The sequence below is a fragment of the Saccharomonospora iraqiensis subsp. paurometabolica YIM 90007 genome, assembly GCF_000231035.2.
GTDB classification, from domain to species: Bacteria; Actinomycetota; Actinomycetes; order Mycobacteriales; family Pseudonocardiaceae; genus Saccharomonospora; species Saccharomonospora paurometabolica.
This window is the reverse complement of record NZ_KI912218.1, coordinates 20181-40344: the sequence shown is the minus strand read 5'-3', so window position 1 is coordinate 40344 and position 20164 is coordinate 20181. Positions and strand designations below refer to the sequence as shown.

At 72.8% G+C, this 20164-nt stretch carries 18 protein-coding genes; 10 read left to right on the top strand and 8 right to left on the bottom strand.

Going from position 1 to position 20164, the window contains the following annotated elements; genetic code table 11:
• The 7 genes from SACPADRAFT_RS0207265 to SACPADRAFT_RS0207235 form a co-directional block, all read right to left on the bottom strand.
• Nucleotides 1-399, bottom strand: a 399-nt coding sequence (locus SACPADRAFT_RS0207265) for an adenine nucleotide alpha hydrolase family protein (RefSeq protein WP_233357135.1), incomplete at its 3' end; no start/stop codon positions are given.
• Nucleotides 400-401: 2 nt separating this feature from the next.
• Nucleotides 402-1217 carry an electron transfer flavoprotein subunit beta/FixA family protein gene (locus SACPADRAFT_RS0207260; RefSeq protein WP_233357134.1) on the bottom strand — a complete coding sequence of 272 codons (816 nt, stop codon included), beginning with the start codon at nt 1215-1217 and terminating at the stop codon, nt 402-404.
• Nucleotides 1214-3739, bottom strand: a complete 2526-nt coding sequence (locus SACPADRAFT_RS0207255) for a GcvT family protein (protein ID WP_007024086.1) — start codon at nt 3737-3739, stop codon at nt 1214-1216. The genes SACPADRAFT_RS0207260 and SACPADRAFT_RS0207255 overlap by 4 nt, the downstream gene beginning before the upstream one ends.
• A 16-nt stretch (nt 3740-3755) precedes the next feature.
• Nucleotides 3756-5447: a formate--tetrahydrofolate ligase gene (locus SACPADRAFT_RS0207250; protein ID WP_007024085.1), complete on the bottom strand. Its 1692-nt coding sequence runs from the start codon at nt 5445-5447 to the stop codon at nt 3756-3758.
• A gap of 16 nt (nt 5448-5463) precedes the next feature.
• On the bottom strand, nt 5464-6330 hold the full coding sequence (locus tag SACPADRAFT_RS0207245) for a methylenetetrahydrofolate reductase (RefSeq protein WP_007024084.1): 867 nt from the start codon (nt 6328-6330) through the stop codon (nt 5464-5466).
• Nucleotides 6331-6358: 28 nt separating this feature from the next.
• Nucleotides 6359-7603, bottom strand: coding sequence for a glycine cleavage T C-terminal barrel domain-containing protein (locus SACPADRAFT_RS0207240; protein WP_007024083.1), 1245 nt, complete (start codon nt 7601-7603; stop codon nt 6359-6361).
• 390 nt (nt 7604-7993) lie between these two features.
• Nucleotides 7994-8668 carry a TetR/AcrR family transcriptional regulator gene (locus SACPADRAFT_RS0207235; RefSeq protein WP_007024082.1) on the bottom strand — a complete coding sequence of 225 codons (675 nt, stop codon included), beginning with the start codon at nt 8666-8668 and terminating at the stop codon, nt 7994-7996.
• A gap of 108 nt (nt 8669-8776) precedes the next feature.
• Between SACPADRAFT_RS0207235 and SACPADRAFT_RS0207230 the strand changes: the two genes are divergently transcribed.
• The gene (locus SACPADRAFT_RS0207230) at nt 8777-9601 is read left to right on the top strand and encodes an oxygenase MpaB family protein (RefSeq protein WP_007024081.1); all 825 of its coding nucleotides are present in this window, start codon (nt 8777-8779) and stop codon (nt 9599-9601) included.
• A gap of 33 nt (nt 9602-9634) precedes the next feature.
• Here the strand turns inward: SACPADRAFT_RS0207230 and SACPADRAFT_RS0207225 are convergent, their stop codons facing one another.
• Nucleotides 9635-10825 carry a TetR/AcrR family transcriptional regulator gene (locus SACPADRAFT_RS0207225; RefSeq protein ID WP_007024080.1) on the bottom strand — a complete coding sequence of 397 codons (1191 nt, stop codon included), beginning with the start codon at nt 10823-10825 and terminating at the stop codon, nt 9635-9637.
• A gap of 141 nt (nt 10826-10966) precedes the next feature.
• Between SACPADRAFT_RS0207225 and SACPADRAFT_RS0207220 the strand changes: the two genes are divergently transcribed.
• The 9 genes from SACPADRAFT_RS0207220 to SACPADRAFT_RS0207180 all read left to right on the top strand — a co-directional run.
• Entirely contained in the window at nt 10967-11869 is a 903-nt protein-coding gene (locus SACPADRAFT_RS0207220) for an oxygenase MpaB family protein (protein ID WP_007024079.1), read from the top strand.
• On the top strand, nt 11869-12681 hold the full coding sequence (locus tag SACPADRAFT_RS0207215) for an ABC transporter permease (protein WP_007024078.1): 813 nt from the start codon (nt 11869-11871) through the stop codon (nt 12679-12681). Before SACPADRAFT_RS0207220 ends, SACPADRAFT_RS0207215 begins: the two co-directional genes overlap by 1 nt.
• On the top strand, nt 12678-13520 hold the full coding sequence (locus SACPADRAFT_RS0207210) for an MlaE family ABC transporter permease (RefSeq protein ID WP_007024077.1): 843 nt from the start codon (nt 12678-12680) through the stop codon (nt 13518-13520). The genes SACPADRAFT_RS0207215 and SACPADRAFT_RS0207210 overlap by 4 nt, the downstream gene beginning before the upstream one ends.
• 1 nt (nt 13521) lies before the next feature.
• The gene (locus SACPADRAFT_RS0207205) at nt 13522-14832 is read left to right on the top strand and encodes an MCE family protein (protein ID WP_007024076.1); all 1311 of its coding nucleotides are present in this window, start codon (nt 13522-13524) and stop codon (nt 14830-14832) included.
• Entirely contained in the window at nt 14829-15818 is a 990-nt protein-coding gene (locus SACPADRAFT_RS0207200; RefSeq protein ID WP_007024075.1) for an MCE family protein, read from the top strand. The genes SACPADRAFT_RS0207205 and SACPADRAFT_RS0207200 overlap by 4 nt, the downstream gene beginning before the upstream one ends.
• Nucleotides 15815-16834, top strand: coding sequence for an MCE family protein (locus SACPADRAFT_RS0207195; protein ID WP_007024074.1), 1020 nt, complete (start codon nt 15815-15817; stop codon nt 16832-16834). Before SACPADRAFT_RS0207200 ends, SACPADRAFT_RS0207195 begins: the two co-directional genes overlap by 4 nt.
• Nucleotides 16831-17928 (top strand): MCE family protein, encoded by a 1098-nt coding sequence (locus tag SACPADRAFT_RS0207190; protein ID WP_007024073.1) that lies wholly within the window; start codon nt 16831-16833, stop codon nt 17926-17928. Before SACPADRAFT_RS0207195 ends, SACPADRAFT_RS0207190 begins: the two co-directional genes overlap by 4 nt.
• Entirely contained in the window at nt 17925-19097 is a 1173-nt protein-coding gene (locus tag SACPADRAFT_RS0207185) for an MCE family protein (RefSeq protein ID WP_007024072.1), read from the top strand. Before SACPADRAFT_RS0207190 ends, SACPADRAFT_RS0207185 begins: the two co-directional genes overlap by 4 nt.
• Nucleotides 19094-20164 (top strand): MlaD family protein (locus SACPADRAFT_RS0207180; protein ID WP_007024071.1); only part of this gene is annotated, 1071 nt, incomplete at its 3' end. The genes SACPADRAFT_RS0207185 and SACPADRAFT_RS0207180, both read left to right, overlap by 4 nt.

Below are 20164 nucleotides of genomic sequence, written 5' to 3'. Positions count from 1 at the left end.
GCGGGTCAACCGCCACGGTCCGCTCCGGTCGGGGGCGGTGACCGACACGCAGTTCGTGGCCAGTGGCAGGCGCAGCCGCGCGGCGGCGTGGGCGAGGACGTCGGAGACCGTGTCGCCGCCGGGGGCGAGCACCGCCTCCGGCCCGAGCTGTTCGATCACCTGCGCCAGCGCGTCCCCGAACGTCTGCGCCGTGGCCCCGTCGAGGGACCCGTGCCGCACGAGGTGGAAGTTTTCCACACCGTGTGCGGCCAGCGTGTCGGCGAGTGCGCCGGACTCCGCGTCCGCGGAACCGGCCGGGTCCGGCACGAACGCGACCGCCTGCACGGTCCGGCCGCTCGCGTGGGCGAGGGCGAGCACCTCGCTCGGCGCCTCGCCGCCGTCGATGAGGGTCAGCAGCATCGTCACACCACCCCGATCCGTTCGAACACGTCCACCACGGCGGGGGCGGCGTCGGCCCCCTGTCCGAGTACCACGGTCTCGGCCCCGTCCTCGGCGGGCTGCCGCAGCCCGAGGGTGCGCAGGCCACCCGGTGCGGGATCGACCGGCACCGTGTGCAGCGTCGCCTTCCGCGCCCGGAGCCTGCCCGGCATCGTCGGGTACCGGGGCAGGTTCAGACCTTCCTTGACCGCCACCGCGGCGGGCAGCGGCGCCTCGCACACCTCGACGCCGTCGTCCACCGGACGCCGCAGCCGCACGGTGCCCGCACCGTCCGGCACCTCGACCCCCTTGATCCCGCCCACGGCGGGCAGACCGAGGGCACGGGCCACCCGGATCCCGACCTGGCCGTGCCCGGCGTCGGCGGAGGACTGCCCGAACAGCAGCAGGTCGAACGGCACCCGTGGTGCGTCCCCGTCGGGCACCCCCGCCCCGTCGGCAAGGTCGGCCACCGCCCGCACGATCGCCTCGGCGGTGGCCTGGGGGTCGGTGTCGTCGCGGCCGGTGTCGACCAGCACCCCCCGGTCGGCGCCCATCGCCAGCGCGTAGCGCACCTGCTCCTCGGTCTCCGGCGGTCCGACGGCCAGCACCGTGGCGGTGCCGCCGTGCGCCGAGACGAGGCGCACGGCCTCCTCCACGGCGCACTCCTCGTGCGGACCGAGGGTGAAGCCGAGGTGCCGGGTGTCGACCGTGCCGTCGTCCTGCAACGGCACCTTCGCACCGAAGGCCGGCACCCGTTTGACGCAGACCAGCACGTCCATCCCACACCTGCCTTCGCTCACGACTTCATGCGTGTGTCGTCCGGGTCGAACAGCGGGGTGCGGCCCACCCGGGCCACGGTCACCGGGTACCGCTGTTCCATGTAGCGCACGCCGAGTTCGGTGCCCTCCACGGCCACCGTCGGCGGCAGGTAGGCCATCAGCAGGTGGGTCCCCAGCGACGGGGCGGCCCCGGCGCTGGTGACGTACGAGCCGCGGCCCTTGCGGTCGACGATCCGCTCGCCCTCCGGGGTGACCACCGGCTCGCCGCCCTGCGGGTAGCGGACCACGCCCGACGGGTCGGTGTGGGTCTCCGGTGGGCCCATCAGCAGACTGCACAGCAGCGCGGCCGGCTGGTCCTCCCGGGCACGCAGGTAGGCCTCCTTGCCGATGAAGTCGGCGGACTTCACCTTCGGCAGCGCGAGCCCCGCCTCCACCGGGTCGTGCTCGGCGTCCAGTTCGGCGCCCATCAACCGGTAGCCCTTCTCCAGCCGCCCGGTGGTGCCGTAGACGCCGATCCCGGCGGGGACGAGCCCGTGCGGCTGTCCGGCTTCGGCGAGCACGTCCCACAGCCGGGCGCCCTGCTCGAACGGTGCGTGCAGCTCCCAGCCGAGTTCCCCGACGTAGGAGACCCGCAGCGCCAGTACCGGCACCCCGCCCACGACGAGCGACTTCGCCGTGCCGAACGGGAAGCCCTCGTGCGAGACGTCGTCGTCGGTGACCGTGGCGAGCACGTCCCGCGCCCGCGGCCCCCACAGGCCGAGCGTGCACACCGCCGAGGTGACGTCGGTGAGGGTGGCGGAGCCGTCGTCGGGCAGGTGCCGGGTGAACCAGAACAGGTCCCGGGCACCGTCCGCGCCGCCGGTGATCACCCGGTAGTGGTCGGTCGCCAGCCGTGCCACCGTCAGGTCGCTGCGGAAGCCGCCGTCCGGGGTGAGCACGGGCGTGTAGATGAGCCGGCCGACCGGGCGGTCCACCTGGGCGAGCACCATGTGCTGGAGCCAGTCGCGGGCCCGGGGTCCGCGGACGTCGAACTGCGCGAACGCGGACAGGTCGATCATCGCGCAACGCTGCCGCATCGCCAGGTGTTCGGCGTCGGTGATCGGGGACCACCAGCGCGCGTCCCACTCGTGGGCGCGGTGCTGCACCTGCGCGCCGAACTCGTCCAGCAGCGGGCGATTCGACTCGTACCAGTGCGGCCGTTCCCACCCGCCGACCTCGAAGAACTCGGCCCCGCGCGCGACCTCGCGCGCGTGGAACGGGGACAACCGCCTGCCACGGGCCGAGTTCCACTGTTCCCGCGGGTGGACGATGCCGTAGATCTTGTTGAATCCCTCGTCGGCGCGGGCGCGCACGACGTCCTGGGTGCGCTGGTGCGGGTAGAACCGCGCGATGTCGGCGCCGTGCAGGTCGACCTCGGTGGTGCCGTGCGTCATCCACTCGGCCAGCACCCGCCCGACGCCGGGGCCCTCCTTGATCCACACCGCGGCGGCCGACCACAGCCCGGCCACCTCGGGGGTCTCGCCCAGCACCGGCGCCCCGTCCGGGGTCATCGACAGCAGCCCGTTGATCGCGTGCCGCACCCCGGCCTCGCGGTTGTCCAGGACGGACCCGAACAGCTCGAGGGCGTCCTCCAGCTGCGGGTCGAAGTCCTCCTGGGTGAACGGCAGCTGGGTCGGCGACAGCGCGGCGGCCTCGATCGACGGGATCTCCTCGGCGCGGTGCAGGATCGGGCGGTGGGCGTACGAGCCGACCTCCAGGTCCGCCCCACTCTGCCGCTCGTACATCATCGCGTCCATGTCCCGCACGATCGGGTAGGCGATCTCGGTGTGGGTCTCGGCCAGTTCCGGGATCGGCCCCACGTCGATCATCTGGTGCACCGCCGGGGTCAGCGGGATACGCGCGCCCGCCATGGCCCCGATCGTCGGACTCCACACCCCGCAGGCGAGCACCACCGTGCCGGTGGCGATGTCCCCGGCGTCGGTGGACACACCCCGGATGTGGCCGTCCTCGACGTGCACGCCGGTGATCTCGGTGTTCGGCAGCACGGTCAGCGCCCCCTGCGCGAGGGCCTGCTGCCGCATCAGCGCCCCGGTCTGCAACGGGTCGACCACGGCGACCGACGGGGTGTGGAACCCGGCCAGGATCAGGTCCCGGTTCACGAACGGCACCAGCCGGGCCACCCGGTCGGCGTCGACGAGTTCGGACTCGACACCCCACGCGGTGGCCGAGGCCATCCTGCGCCGCAGTTCCTCCACCCGTTCCGGCGTCCGGGCGATCTCCACGCCACCGCAGGTGGTCAGCGTGCCGAGCTTCTCGTACTGGCGCATCGAGTCCAGGGTCAGCGCGGTGATCTCCTTGGAGTGGTCCACCGGGAAGATGAAGTTGGACGCGTGCCCGGTGGAGCCGCCGGGGTCCGGCAGCGGCCCCTTGTCCACGAGCACGATGTCGCGCCACCCCGCCTCCGCGAGGTGGTAACTCACCGAGTTGCCGACGATGCCGGCCCCGATGACGACGACGTCGGCGCGCGCCGGTAGGTCGGTCATCTCGATCCCTCCTTCATCACGCCAGCCCCACCACCCGGCCGGCGTCGTCGATGTCGATGTTCTCGGCCGCCGGGTACGACGACAGGCCGGGCATGGTGCGCATGTCACCGCAGATCGGGTACACGAACCCGGCCCCGGCCGAGGCGCGGACCTCCCGCACCGGCAGCCGCCAGCCGGTCGGCGCGCCCTTGCGGGAGGGGTCGTCGGACAGCGACAGGTGCGTCTTGGCGATGCACACCGGCAGCGCGCCGAACCCGCAGCGGGTGTAGCTGTCGAGCTGCCTGCGGGCGGTCGGGGAAAGGTCGATGCCGTCGGCGCCGTACATCCGGCGCGCGACCGTGTCGATCTTGTCGGTCAGCGGCATCTCGTCCGGGTACAGGTGGGTGAACCCCGAGGGCCGGTCGCACGCGGCGGCCACCGCCTCGGCCAGTTCCGCCGCGCCCTTGCCGCCCTCGGCCACGTGCGTGCTGACCGCGCCGTGCACGCCCTCCTCGGCGGCGATGTCCAGGATGGCCCGGTGTTCGCTGTCGAAGTCGGTGTCGAAGGCGTTGACCGCCACGACGGCGGGCACGCCGTGCGCGGCGATGTTGGCCAGCTGTCTGCGCAGGTTCGCCGCGCCCGCGCGGACGTCGTCGGGGTTCTCGGCGAGCATCTCCTCCGGCAGCGGTTTCCCGGCCACCACCCGGTGCCGACCGGAGTGCGCCTTGAGGGCGCGCACGGTGACCACCACGACGGCCGCGTCGGGCACCAGCCCCGAGGCGCGGCACTTGATGTTGAAGAACCGCTCGGCGCCCATGTCGGCCCCGAAGCCGGCCTCGGTGACGAGGTAATCCCCGCCGCGGATCCCGATGAGGTCGGCCAGCACCGAGGAGTTGCCGTGCGCGATGTTGCCGAACGGTCCGCAGTGGACCAGCACGGGTGTCTGCTCCACGGTCTGCATCAGGTTCGGTTTGAGGGCCTCGCGCAGTTGCACGCACATGGCGCCGGCCGCCCGGAGCTGTTCGGCGGTGACGGGATCGCCGGAACGGTTGTAGCCGACGACGATGCGGCCGAGCCGGTGCCGCAGGTCCCGCAGCGAGGTGGACAGCGCCAGCACCGCCATGACCTCGCTGGCGGCGGTGATGTCGAAGCCCGTCTGCCGCGGGATGCCGTCCTGCCTGCCGCCGAGTCCGGTGACGATCTGGCGCAGGTCCCGGTCGTTGACGTCCAGCACCCGGCGCCAGGTGATCGCGAACGGGTCGAGGTCGAGTGTGTTGCCCTTGTGCAGGTGGTTGTCCACCATCGCGGAGAGCAGGTTGTGTGCCGCGCCCACGGCGTGCAGGTCCCCGGTCAGGTGCAGGTTCATCGACTCCATCGGCACCACCTGGGAGTAGCCGCCGCCCGCGGCGCCCCCCTTGATGCCGAAGGTCGGCCCCATCGAGGACTGCCGGATGGCGACCACACCCCGCTTGCCGAGGTGGCCGAACCCCTGGCCGAGCCCGACGGTGGTGGTGGTCTTGCCCTCCCCCAGTGGTGTGGGGGTGATCGAGGAGACCACCACGTACTTCGCCTTCGGCCGGTCCGCCAGGGCACCGACGGCGTCCAGGGAGAGCTTGGCCGCCGTGCTGCCGTACGGTTCGACGAGGTCGGGCCCGAGGCCCATGTCGGCGGCGACGTCGGTCAGCGGTTTGCGCACCGCGCCGCGCGAGATCTCCAGGTTCGACGGCATGGTCTTCCGCCCTTTCTCACTCGACCCGCCTGCGGGTCGTGCTGACCCACCGCGCGGTCGCACCGACTCTGTTGAAGGTGTAGAAGTGCAGCCCGGCCACGTCGCACCCCTCGTCGCGGCCGCGGGTGCCCAGCCGGGCCAGCAGATCCCCGGGCCGGTGGTTCCGCGGACGGGCCAGTCTGCCGAGCGTGGAACGGTTGGCGCGGACGAACCGCAGCGAGTCCCCGACACCGATGCGCGCCCCCACGGTGAGCAGCTTGCCCACCTCGACCGCACCCGGCAGCCCGACCACGACCGGCAGCGTGATCCCGTGCTCGCGGGCGCGGCCGACGAACCGGCACACGGCCGTGGCGTCGAAACACATCTGCGTGACCGTGTAGTCGGCGTAGGCCTGCTTGTCCCGCAGGGCCCGCCACAACACCTCGTCCGGGATCGACGGGTGTCCCTCCGGATAGGACGGCACACCCACCCGCTCGGGCCGCCTGCCCGCCTCGGTCATCGCCCGCAGCAGTGCCAGCCCGTCGGGGAAGGCGCCCCCGCTGTCGGAGACGTCGCCCCCGACGACGAACACCTCGCGGATGTCGGCTCCCTCGATCCGGTCGAGGACCTCCCGCAGGTGCCCGGCGTCCCGGAGCTGCCGTGCCGCCAGGTGCGGCACCGCGTACAGCCGTTGGGCGGTGAGCTTCTCGCAGACCTCGAGGGTCGCCTCCAGGTCCTTCGACGGCGACGACGTGACGGTGACGACCGTCCGCTCCGGCAACGTCGCCGTCTGCTCCAGCACCCCGGTCAGGGGCAGTACCTCGTAGCGCACGCGGTCGAGCGCGGGACCGAGGGCCCGCAGGCCCTCGGTCGCCCGCCCGCCGGGCTCCTGACGCCGTAGCATGGCCGGCACCCCTTTCCGCCGTCGCTGCTCAGAGCTTCGGCGTCTCCTTGCGGGGATCGATGAACGGCTTCTCGACGACCAGGGCGCCCCGCGCCCCGTCCGGCGTGCCGACGGTGAGTTCGGTGCCCGCGGTGCTGAGCCCGATGGGCACCATGGCGAGGCCGATGTTGCGGTCCAGCCGGGGCGAGTAGCAGGCGCTGGTCACCGATCCCACCGGGGTGGTCCCCGCGGAGTAGACCGGGAACGGCTCGATCATCGACCCGTCGTTGTAGCTGCCGAGCGGCCTGCCGCCGATCTCCACGCCGACCATCAGCCTGCTGATGCCGGTCTCCCGCGCCCGCCGCAGGGCCTCCTTGCCGACGAAGTCGGCCTCCTGGTCCAGATCCACCATCCAGTGGTAGTCGTAGCCGACCTCCAACGGGTTGGTGTCCAGGGTGATGTCGCAGCCGTAGGCGAGCATCCCCGCCTCGATCCGGCGGATGTGGCACGGACCGATCGGGCGCAGGCCGTGCGGCTCGCCCGCCTCCCAGACGGCGTCCCACAACCGGCCCGCGTCCCGGGAGGCGTCGTGCAGGTAGATCTCGTAGCCGACCTCGCCGGAGTAGCCGGTGCGGCTGACCACCACGCGCATCCCGTCCAGGTCGAACTCGCGCAGCCGGTAGTACGGCACGTCCAGGATGTCGGCGCCGAACAGGTCGGTCATCACCTGCTTCGCCCGGGGGCCCTGGATCTGCAGCGGTGCGACGTCGGCCTCCCGGAGCTCGACGTCCCAGCCGCCGGCGTGGGCCAGACCCTGCGCCCACAGCCCGACGTCGCTGTCGGCCAGCGAGAGCCAGAACCGGTTCTCCTCCAGCCGCAGCAACACGGGGTCGTTGATGATGCCGCCGTCCGGGGCGGTGACGAAGACGTACTTGCACTGGCCGACCTCGCACTTGGTGAGATCGCGCGGGATCAGCATGTTGGTGAAGTCGAACGCGTCGGGCCCGGAGATCTCGAGCTGGCGCTCGACGCCGACGTCCCAGACCGTCACCCCGTGCAGCAGGGACCAGTACTCGCCGACCGGGTCGCCGTAGTGCCGGGGGTGATAGGTGTGGTTGTAGACGCTGTAGGCGGCCACGCCCCGCTCCCGCGACTTCCAGAAGTACGGGGACTTGCGCAGTCTGGTGTAGAGCATCACGGCCGGGGTCTCGACGACACCGCCGGTGGCGGTGAGCGTCGGCGTGGCCGGTGCGGTGGCGGTGTTGTCGAACGTGGGGTGGATGACATCAGCCATGGGGGCACCTCGATTCGCGCCCGGAGTTCCGCGGACGAAGATCACGGGAAGGACAGAGTTGTCGCTGAAGTTGTTGCGCGATGCGCATCGAGTTGTGATATACACAACAGTGTGAGACGGCACCGGGGCGGCGTCAAGTACTCCGAAAGGGGTGAAACACCGTCCACGATCATCGGCTCCCGATACCCGGATCCCCACGTCAGGGCGGGTCAACACGCGAATTTGACAACCGGCTCGCGGGGAGGTTCGGCACTACGGACGGACTCCGGACGTCGACTCCGTGTCACCGGGCGCCAGGGCCACGGCCCACGACTGTCGACTCGCGGGACGGGAGCGTCGACTCGCGGGACGGGAGCGTCGACTCGCGGGACGGGAGCGTCGACTCGCGGGTCAGTCCGGGGTCGCGACGCGGAGGAACAGCGTGGTGCAGCGGTCGACGACCTCCTGCTCGGTCATCGCCAGTGCGCCCGTGAGCCAGGACGACAGCACCTGGGCCAGGCCGCCGACGAGCAGTTCGGCGGTGAGGTCGAGGGCCGTCGCGTCGGTGGCACCCGCGTCGGTGGCACCCGCGTCGGCGACGGGACCGGTGGCGTCCGGGGTGGGCAGGCCGTAGAACTCCCGCGCCTGTCCCACGAGCAACCGGACGAACATGCGTGTGGAGGCGACCCGGCGGCGCGCCACCACCGCGTCGTCCAGGGCGGGCGCGAACAGCAGGTGCCCGCGACGCGGGTCCTCGGCGATCCGCCGCACCAGCGTGCCCAGACCCGCGCGCACCTTCGCCTCGGCACCCTCCGCGGCCCGCACCGACCCCAGGGTCCGCTCGGCGATCGTGGCGACCACGTCGTCGTACACGGCGGCCACCAGCGCGTCCCGGTCGGCGAAGCTCTCGTAGAAGTAGCGGGTGGCCAGGCCCGCCTGCCGGCACACGCCCCGCACGGACAGTCCGCGGTCCCCCTCGGCCGCGCCCAGCAGTTCCAGTCCGGCCTCGAGGAACCGGGCGCGCCGCCCGGCCTGTCGGTCCGCCCCGGCGACGCCGCCGTAGGTGCGCAGGGAGGTCCGTTCCATCCCCCCATCCTGGCACCTCGCCCTTGACAGTCCCGTGCGCACCACGGTCCACTATCTGCCAACGGTCGTATTCAGATCAGGGCCGCGGCCCCGTGGGGAGGAGACACCGTGAGCGCCACACGCACGAGCCCGGACATCCGACAGAAGACGGTCATCGGAGCGGGCCTGCTCGCCGGCGGGGCGAACGTGATCATGCAGCTCGCGCTGCCCGCGGTCGGATACGGCGTCGTCGAGAGCACAGTGGACAGCGGCAACATCTACAAGCATCCGGTCAAGCGCACCCGGACCACCCTGACCTACCTCGCCGTCGCCATGCTCGGCACCGACGAGGAGCGTGCCGCCTACCGGCGCGCCGTCAACGGTCAGCACCGGCACGTCCGATCCGGCCCGTCGAGCCCGGTCCGCTACCACGCGATGGACCCGCACCTGCAACTGTGGGTGGCCGCCTGCCTCTACAAGGGGGTCGAGGACGTCTACCGGGCGTTCGTGGGCGAACCGGACCCGGACACCACCGACGAGCTCTACCGGCACTCGGCCGCGCTCGGGACGACGCTGCAGGTCCGTCCCGACATGTGGCCCGTGGACCGCGCGGCGTTCGAGCGCTACTGGAAGGAATCGCTGTCCGCGATCCACATCGACGACACCGTCCGCGAGCATCTGCTCGGCATCGCCCGGCTGCGCATGTTCCCCCGCCCGGTGAGCCGGTTGTTCGGACGGTTCAACGCATTCGTCACCACCGGGTTCCTCCCGCCGGAGTTCCGGGAGCAGATGCGGCTCGACTGGTCACCGCGCGATCAACGGCGTTTCGACCGGCTCATGCGGCTGATCGGTACGACGGTGCTGCGCCTGCCCCGGCCGCTGCGCGAGTTCCCGTACAACGCCTACCTGTGGGACCTGCGCCGCAGGCTGCGCCGGGGTGCGCCGCTGGTCTGACACCGGCCCGCCACGGGACGCGGCCGGTCCCGCTCAGGACGGAAGCGCCGCGGCGGCCAACGCGGCCACCTGGTCCGGGCTCGCGACCCGCTCCCGGCTCATCGCCTGATCGTGCACGATGTTCAGCGCCGCGTGCACAGCCAGCCGCACCCGGGTCGACCGGGGTCCGCCGCGCCGGGCGGTGACCAGGCGCACCCACTGGTCGACGTGGTCGCGCTGGGCCCGGCGCAACGCGTGCCGGTCGTCGTCGGGAAGGTTCTCCGACTCGGTGAGATACACCGCGGCGAGGTCGCTGTGCCGCAACGCGAAGTCCACATAGGATTCTGTCAGGGCGCGCAGCGCCTCGCACGCGTCGGCGGCACCCCCGATCGCCTCCCCCGTCGTGACGGCGAGCCGGTCGGTGGCGCGGTAGTACACCGCCGCGAGCAGGTCCGCCTTGCCGCGGAAATGCCGGTACACACTGGACCCGCCGATCCCGGCGGCGGCGCCGAGGTCCTCCATCGTGACCCCGTGGAACCCGCGCTCCCGCAGCGGTCGGGGCGCGGCCACGAGCAGGCGCTCCCGCCGGGAGAGGAACTCGCCCCGTGCCGCCTCCCCCACGGAAGGCCCCTCCGCGGAGGCCGACGGGAGCTCGGTCGCCAGGACGCGGTCGGCGATCTCCCGTAGGCCGTCCCTCGCGGTCCGGTCGGACACCGGAATGCGGTGCACCCCGAGGCTGACGATCGCGCTGCACGCGGCCGACGCGACAATGAGGGCATCCTTTCCGGACAGCTCGGGCCGGGTCGCCGCGAGCCGGTCGGCGACCACACCGAGCACCGCCTCGATCGCCCCGGTGAACCGCGCGTGCTCGGCGGGACCGAGGTAGCGACTCTCCCGTTGGTACAGCGCGACGCTGCCCCGGCGTTCCACGACCAGCCGTGCGCATCCCCGGATCAGCGCGTCGAGCTGCTCCCGCGGTGTTCCGGTCGCCGACCGCGCGGTGGTGACCAGCTCGTCGAGCCGTCCGGAGACCTCCTCGGCCACGTGCGCCAGGATCGCCTGCTTGCTGGGGAAGTGCTTGTACACGGCGGGGCCGGTGATGCCCGCCTCGGCGGCGATCTCGGTGAGCCCGACGGTGTAGTACCCCCGCCTGCAGAACAGCTCCGCGGCGATCGTGGCAATCTGCCATTTGCGGTCGACCCGGGTGTTGTCCCGCGTCCGTTCTCGGGTACTTCGTTCGGACATCCTCGCCCTCCGCCCTGGGTAAACCCGGTTCACACCTGGTGAAACGACTCTACTCGGGCGCGATCGGTGGTCTTGACAACCCCTGCGACGAGCCGACATGGTTAATCACCATTCGCATCGGCGCGAAGAGCGGAGGGGCGCATGACGCACCAGCACCCGACCGGCGCGGAGTCGTTGCCCGGCCCCGGATCGGTCAGTTGGGAACGGTTCGGTGTCACGCCCGGTGTGTTCCTCGCGGGCACGGGACTGCTGTTGCAGGTGGCACACCCGGTGGTCGGGGTGGGGGTCCGCGACCACTCCGAGTTCCGCAGCAGGCCGTGGAAACGGGCCTGGGACACCCACCTGTCGACCCTGCGGTTCGTCTACGGCATGGGCGGGGGTGCCGACGCCGAGGGACGCAGGCTCGTCGACGTCCACCGCGACATCAAGGGCGTCGATGACGCGGGACGGCGCTACCACGCGCTCAACCCCGGGGCCTACGCATGGGTACACCTGACGCTGGCGCGCTACCTGGTCGACACCGCGGACACGTTCGGCCCCCCGATGGACGCCGACGAGCGGGAGACCATGTGGGCCGAGTTCCGCGCGATCGGGTTCGCGCTGGGCCTGAAGTCCCACCACATGGCCGCGAGCTGGGCCGAGGCCGAGGAGATCTTCGACCGGACCGTCCGGGAGACCCTGGAGGCCAACGACAGCACGGCGGACGTGCTCCGGGCACTGACGCACCCTGCCCGGCCGACCCGGGCGCTGCCCGAACCGCTGTGGCGGGCGGCGATCCGACCGGCGGGACGACTCGTCCGGTTCACCACGGTCGGGGCCCTGCCCCCGGTCCTGCGGCAACGGCTCGGCGTCCGCTGGACCGCCCGGGACGAGCGGAGATTCCGCCGGTTCGCCCGGGCGGTCGGCGCGGTGCACCGCCGTCTGCCGGAGCCGTTGCGGTACGCGCCGGCGGCGTACGGACTGATCCTGCGCGGCCGCGCCCGGGAACGCGCCGCCCACCGGGACACCTCCCGTGCGGCGGACGACGGGCTCCGGACGGCCTGATGCGGCACGGGGCTTCCCCGGAACGCGGCGCCGTGGCCGATGCCCTGCATCAGGCCGGGCTGTTGCTGGCGTTCTCCGTCCGCACCGGCGGTGCGGCGGCCCGGGTGCTGGGCCGGCGCCGGCTGTCGCTGCGCGAACTGCTGGAGCAGGCGTGGTTCCTCGCCTCCGTGACCACCGCCCCCGCGCTGCTGGTGACCGTCCCCCTCGGCGTGGTCATCGCGCTCAACGTCGGCGCGATGGCGGGGCAGCTGGGCGCCGAGGGGTACGGCGGCGCCGTCGTCGCCTTCGTGATCGTCGCGCAGGCCGCACCGCTGATCTGCGCGCTGATGATCTCCGGGGTCGGCGGCGCGGCGATGTGTGCGGACCTCGGGGCCCGCACCATCCGGGAGGAGGTGGAGGCACTGGAGGTCATGGGCATCTCCGCCGCCGAACGGTTCGTCGTACCCCGCGTGTTCGCCGCCGTACTGGTGAGCACGGCGTTGGCGTGCCTGGTGATGGCGGTCGGGATCGGCGCCAGTCTCGGGTTCCAGGTGTTCGTGCTCGGCGAGGCGCCCGGTGCCTTCCTCGCCTCGCTCAGCGAGTTCTCCCGCGTGCGGGACTTCGTCGCCGCCGAGGTCAAGGCCGCCGTGTTCGGCGCGCTGGCCGCGCTGGTGTCCTGTTTCAAGGGACTGACCACCCGCGCCGGTCCGAGCGGGGTCGGCGACGCGGTGAACGAGGGCGTGGTGCTGGCCTTCATCCTGGTCTTCGTCGCGAACACGGTGCTCACCGAGGTGTTCGCCGTGGTCATCCCGGCGGGCGGGAGGTCGGGATGACCTACCGGGCACAGACCATGCTCCGCTGGACACGCCCGGCGGTGGGCGGCCTCGCCGACCTGGGTCGGCACGCGGGCTTCTCCGGCCGGGTGCTGTGGCACGTGCCGCACGCGCTGGCACGCCACCGGCGCCACGTCGTCCGGCTGATCGGCGAGATCAGCTTCGGGTCCGCCTCGCTGCTGGCCGGGGGCGGCACCATCGGCGTGATCTTCGCGATGTCCGCGGTGGCGAGCACCCAGATCGGCCTGGAAGGCTACCGGGGCCTCGAACTGCTCGGCCTGCAACCGATGACCGGGCTGATGTCCGCTCTGATCAACACCAGGGAGATCGCGCCGGTCGTCGCCAGCATCGCGCTCGCGGCGAAGGTGGGCACCGGGTTCACCGCCCAGCTCGGCGCGATGCGGATCTCCGACGAGATCGACGCGCTGGACGCGATGTCCGTGCCCTCGCTGCCGTTCCTCGTCAGCACCCGGATGGTGGCCGCGTTCGTGTCGGTGATCCCGCTGTACCTGATCGGGCTGTTCGCCTCGTACGCCGCGACGAACCTGGCCGTCGTGGAGCTGCGGGGCCAGTCCCCCGGTACCTACGACTACTACTTCCACCTGCTGCTCAATCCGGCCGACGTCGGTTACTCGCTGGCCAAGGCGGTGGTGTTCGCCATGATGATCACACTCGTGCACTGCGCGCACGGCTACCACGCCACCGGCGGGCCCGAGGGGGTCGGACGCGCGTCCGGCAGGGCGCTGCGGACGAGCATCGTCGCCGTCGCGGTCCTCGACGTGCTGCTCACGATCGCCTTCTGGGGACTGCGCCCGACCCTGCCCGGACTGGGGGCGTGACATGGGGGGACGCGGGGAACCCGGCCGGGCGGCGTTGGCGGCGCGCGGGCTCGCCGTCCTGCTGACGCTCGTGGTCGCGGCGGGGGTCGTGCTCGCCGCCGGGGAGGGTGCGTTCGACGACACCACCGTGGTGACCACCACGCTGCCGTCGGCCGCGGGACCGGTGCGGATCGGGACGCCGGTGCAGTACCGGGGGGTCACCGTGGGCACCGTCGACGCGGTGACCGCGGACGGTCCGGACGCGGCACGGGCGACGTTGCGACTGGACCCGGGGCAGGCGGCGCGGGTCCCCGGCAACGTCCGCACCAGGCTGCTGCCCCGCACGGTGTTCGGCGACACGTACGTCGACCTCACGGTGACGGGCGAGGCGGAAGCGCACGGACATGTCGCCGAGGGGGCGTATCTGCCCCCCGACTCGTCCCGGCGCACCGTGCGCCTCTACACCGTCTACACCCGGCTGCACGGGTTGCTCACCGAACTGAACCCCGCCGAGCTGCAGGTGGCCCTGACCACGTTGGCCGACACGCTCCGGGGCAGAGGCGCCGAGCTCGGCAGGATGATCGACGACGTGGACGCCCTCGTCGACCAGGTCCGCCCCTCGCTCGACTCGCTCGGCGCCGACCTGACCACCGTGGCCGAGCTCGGCGCCGAACTCGCCGCGGCCACCCCGGATGCGCTGGCCACCCTGGACAACGCCGTGGCGCTGTCGGGCACCGTGGTCGCCGAACGGGAGGCGATCGGCGCGGTACTCTCGGCCGGCACCGAGCTCGGCGCCGCGAGTCGGCGTTTCCTGGCCGACAACGGCGACCGGTTCATCGAGCTGACCCGGCTCACCGAACCCCTCACCGCGGCGGCGGCGCGGCCGGAAGGGGCGATCTCCGACACGATCGCGGGCGCCGACCACTTCCTGGACGGTGCCCGGCACGCCTTCGGCGACGGTGCCTTCTCCCTCGACGCCGCGCTGACCTTCGACCGACCGCATCCGTACACCGCCGCCGACTGCCCCCGCTACCCCGGGAGGGACGGTCCGAACTGCACCGGGGAGTCCGGTGGCACCGACAACGACACCGGCCCCGGCGCCGGGGCCGGGACCGGGTCCCGGGGCCCCGACGGCCACCGGACGGTCGCGGGCGGGACGGTCGGGCCCGTGGGCGGTGCGGCCGAGAAGGACGCGGTCCGCACCCTCGCACCCCTGCTGCCGCACGCGTCGGACGCCCCCGGGGCCGGTACCGGTGCCGACGACCGGTCCACGGACCTGCTCACCCTGATGCTCGGGCCGCTCCTGCGGGGCAACCGGGTGGTGGTTCCGTGAAGCTGCACCTGCTCGGGATCAGGCTGGCCGTGTTCGCGCTGGTGTGCGCACTGGCCGGGGTGCTGGTGGTGAACACGCTGCGCGACCCGCTGCCCGGCGGGGCCGCGACCTACCACGCCCGGTTCACCGACGCGGAAGGGCTGGCGCCCGGCTCCGAGGTGACCGTCGCCGGGGTCCGGGTGGGCACGGTCACCGACCGCCGCCTGGTGGACGGACACGCCCACGTCACCTTCGAGGTGACCACCGGGCAGCGGGTACCCGCGGACGGTGTGGCGCGGATCCGCTACGCGGACCTGCTCGGGGGTCGCCATCTCGCGCTCACCGACGGGGCGGGCGAACTCGCACCCGGATCCACCATCCCGGTCGAGCGGACCCATCCCGCCCTCGATCTGACCGCCCTGCTGGGCGGGTTCCGCCCACTGTTCGACGCGATCGACCCGGCCGCGGTCGACTCGCTCGCCACGGAGATCGTCGCCGTCTTCCAGGGGGAGACGTCGGTGGACGGACTGTTGCGCCGGGTGGTGTCGCTGACGTCCACGGTGACCGACCGCACCGACGTGCTGGACGCGACACTGTCCAACCTCTCCTCCGTCCTCGACACGGTGAACGGCCGCCAAGACGAGCTGCGCGAACTGATCGCGGGGGTGGGCGAGCTGACCGCGTTCGCGGCGGACTCCCGGGAACGGATCGTCGCCGCGCTGGACAGCGGGGCCGGGCTCGCCGACTCGCTCACCCGCCTCCTCGGCGACATCCGCCCCTCCCTCGACCGCGACCTCGCCACGCTGGAGACGGTGACCGGCGCGATGGCCGACAGCGAGGAGGAGTTCACCGCGCTGCTCGACGACCTGCCCGGATTCACCCGCACGCTGGGCCGCACGCTCGACTACGGCTCCTGGGTCAACGTCTACGTCTGCACCCTGGACATCGCCGTCGCCGGGCACGACGTCGACCTCCCGGACGGACCGAACTCGGAGGTGTGCCGATGACCGCACCGACGACCCTGGCCGCCCGCATCCGGCGCCTACGTGCACGCGGGCCCGCCGTCGACGGCGCGGTCGGGGCCCTCGTGCTGGCCCTGGTGGTCGGTCTCGCCGTGACGGCTCCCCGGCTGGCGTTCGTGGCGGACACCCGCGCCTACACCGTCGAGTTCGCCGGCGCGGCCGGACTGAGCGAGGGCGACCGCGTTCTCGTCGCCGGGGTGCCCACCGGGGAGGTCACCGACATCACCCTCGCCGGGGACGTGGTCCGGATCGGGTTCCGGCTCGACCGGGGACAGCGGCTCGGCGACGCGACGACCGCCGCGGTGAAGCTGGCGACCGTACTCGGCACCCGCTACCTCGCGGTGACCCCCGCGGGCTCCGGCCTCCTGCCCGGGGACGGCACCATCCCCGAGGACCGCACCACCGTCCCCTACAGTCTCGACGACCTCGCCGGCGACGCCGTCGACACCGGAAACGCCCTCGACACCGACAGCATCCGGCGCGCGGTGGGCGCACTCGCCCGTTCGGCACCGGACGGGGAGGTCGTCCGGGACGCGCTGGAGGGGGTGGGCCGGGCGAGCGCGCTGATCGGCGACCGGCAGGAGGAGATCGACACCCTGCTGTCCGGGGTCCGGTCGCTGACCGCCTCGCTCGCCGGACAGCAGGACACCCTCGCCGGGCTGCTGCGCGACGCCGGGACGGTGGCCGAGGTCCTGCACAGTCGCCGCGACACGATCCGGGCGCTGCTGGACGACGTCACCGCGCTCACCGAAGCCCTGCACGGTGTGGTGGTCGACAACGAACCCGTCCTCGACGCACTGCTGTCCGATCTGCACACGATCACCGGAACACTCCGCCGCGGCAGCGAGGAGATCTCGGAGACGCTGCGGATGTTGGGGCCGGGTAGCCGGTACCTCGCCGACGCGACGGGCAACGGACCGTGGGGGGACGTCGCCGGCCCGGCGGGCCCGCTGCCGGACAACCTCCTGTGCGTGGCCGGGCTGATCGAGGGATGCCGATGATCCGCCGACCGTCCCGGATGCTCGCGGTGGTGTGCGTGCTCGCGCTGGTGGCCGCGAGCGGCTGGTACGTCCTGCTCCGCCCCGAGCCGCGCCTGCGCCTGGCCGCCGACTTCGCCTCGGCGAGCGGGATCCACCCGGGCAGCGACGTGGCCGTGCTCGGCGTGCCGCTGGGAACGGTGGAGTCGGTGGACCCGCGCGGCCCCACCGTGCGGGTCACGATGACCCTGCCCGGCGACACCGCGGTGCCCGCCGACGCGCACGCCTACATCATGAATCCCGCCGTGATCAGCGACCGGTTCGTCGAACTCGCCCCCGCACACACCGGCGGCGAGCGCCTGTCCGACGGGGCCGTGATCCCGGTGGGACGCACCCACGCGCCGGTCACGTGGAACGAGCTGACCTCCTCGCTGGACACGCTGCTGGACGCGGTCGCCCCGACCGACCCGGACGGCGACGGTGACCTGGCCACGCTGGTGCGCCGGACGGCGGACGCACTGGAGGGCAACGGGCCGGCACTGCGCGAGGCGATCGCCGGGCTCGCCGGGGCCACCGACGTGCTCGCCGAGGGGGCACCCGAGGTCGGTGCCCTCGTCGAGGACGTGGACTCGCTGGTCACGCTGGTCGCCGACCACCGGCGCACGATCGACTCGGTGACCGCGGCGGTCACCAACGCCTCGGCCGACCTCGCCGAACACGAGGACTCCGTGGCACGGGCCCTGACCCAGCTGTCCGAGGCACTGGGCAGCCTGAGCCGGCTGCTCGACGGGCACGGCACGGAACTCACCGGGGACGTCTCCCGGTTGGCCGAGGTGAGCACCACCCTGGTGGCCCGGCGCGACCAGCTCGCCGAGACGCTGGACACGCTCCCCCTGGCGCTGCAGAACTTCGACCGCGCCCTCACCGAGGACGACCGCCTGCGCATCCGGCTCGATCTCTCCACCAACCTCTCCCAGTTCCCCACGACGGCCCGGCTGTGTGAACGCCTGTCCCTGCCGCTGTGCGAGGGCGCGGGCCTCGTGAATCCGATCGACTTCCCGCCCGAGGTCGACGATCCGTTCGGGCTGCGGGCGCTGCTCGACGGAGGTGGACGATGATCCGACCGGCGACGGCCGTGCTGCGGTGGGTGGTGCCCACCGCGTTGGTCGCGGTCCTCACCGCGGGGTGCGGTCTGGAGCGGGTGAGCATGCAGACGCTCGCCGGGTCCGACGGCAGCGAGCCGGTGGACCGCGTCACCGCCGTGTTCACCGACGCCTCACGCCTGCACGTCGGCAGCCCCGTGCGGGCCGGACAGGTCGAGGTCGGCCGGGTGTCCGACATCCGCACCGAGAACTTCCGCGCGCTGGTCGAACTGGAACTGCACACCGAGGTCTCCCTCGGCCCGGACACCACCGCGCGCCTGGAGCTGGTCTCCACGCTCGGGAGCCGCTACGTCGCACTCGATCCGGGCCGCCGGACGTCCCCGTCCGCCGACGGGCACCGGATCCCCCCGGAGCGCACCTCGCCGGGCCCGACGGTCGAGGACACGCTCGCGGCGGTGGGCACCCTGCTGAACGGCTCCGGCATCGCCCAGATGCGCACGCTGGTGACCGAGGCCGACGCGGCACTGTCCGGACGCGGCGGAACCGTCCGCGATTTGCTGTCCGAACTGGACTCGGTGTTGACGACGCTGGACGACCACAGGGGACGGATCCGGGAACTGATCGACTCGGTCGGCGCGGTGTCCGCGCGGCTCGCGGAGGCCACCCCGACGCTGGAGGCGGCGCTGACGGAGATCACGCCCGCGGTCGAGACGTTGCTGGCCGAACGGGACCGGTTCACCGAGCTGCTTGACACGACCGCCTCCCTCGGCGACACGGTGCGGGGATTGCTGGACGAGACGGGAGAGGCGCTGACCGACCAACTGGACCGGCTGCGCCCGGTGCTGACCGACCTGGCCGAGTCCGGTGAGCGGCTGGGCGGCACCCTGGCGAAGGCACGCGAGTTCGTCGGCCTGCTGCGCCGGGCGGCTCCGGGCGACTACCTGCTGCTCGACGGCACGCTGGAGGTCTCCCGCTCGATCGCCGAGATCCTCGATCCCGGCCCGACGACCGGCTCCTCCCGCGCCCCGGGTGACCGGGACACGACCGGAACCGGGGACGACGCCGCAACCACTCCCGACGACCCCGATGACACCGGGGACACCGACGGGACGGACGACACCGGGGAGCGCTTCGACCCCCTGGATATCGGGGACGACCTGCTGTCGAAGGAGGGTCCACGGTGAGAAACCGGCTCGCCCTGACCCAGCTGGCGCTGTTCGCGGTGATCGGGCTCGCCTGCGGCTACTACGTCGTGACCGACGTGGCCGGGCCCGGCCTGTGGCGGGACCCGCTCGCGGTGACGGTCCGGATGCCGGACACCGGCGGACTCACCCCCTCGTCCCGGGTCACCTACCGCGGTGTGGACGTCGGGGAGGTGACCGACGTCCGGATCGACGGTGACGGTGCCGGTGTCGCGGTGGACGTGGCGCTCGACCCGGGCACCCGTGTGTCCGAGGAACTGACGGCGGTGGTCACGATGGACACCCCGATCGCCATCGTGCGGCTGGACCTGCGCCCGTCGTCCGACGAACCGCCGTACCTGTCCCCCGGCGACGTCGTCACCGCCGGGGACACGCGACGCCCCGTGGAACTGGACGCGCTGCTCGCCCGGGTCCTCGCGGTGGCCGACGACCTGCCCGCCGAGGACATCGGCACGATCGCCGACGCGCTGGCCACCGGACTCGGCGGGGGCGCCGACGAGCTCGTACGGATCCTGGACAACACCAGGACGCTGCTGGACACGGCCGCCGGACACACCGACGAGATCCGGAGCGTACTGCGCGGCAGCCGGGAACTGCTCGGCTCCTCCGGCGGCAGGCTCCGCGAGCTGGCCGCCTCGTTGCGCGGCATGACCGACACCCTGCGGGAGCACGAACCGGCGGTGCGGGAGCTGGTGCACGAGGTCGACGCGCCCGCCCGGCGGGTGGCGGAGCTGATGACCACGAACCAGCCGGCACTCACCACACTGCTGGGCAATCTGGTCACGACCGGCAGGACGGTGAGCCTGCGCGGCCCCGCCGTGGAACAGCTGCTGGCCTCGCTGCCGGAGACACTCACCGGACTCGGCGACATCGTCGAGGGCGACACCGCCCGGTTCTACCTCGTCGGCGCGCAGGGGCCCGTCTGCTACCACGGCACCGACCGGCGCACCCCCGTCGACACGGAACCCCGGCAGCCGGAGCTGACCTGGCACTGCCCGCCCGGCGAACGGCTGGCCCAGCGCGGCGCGGCCAACGCGCCGAGGCCGGAC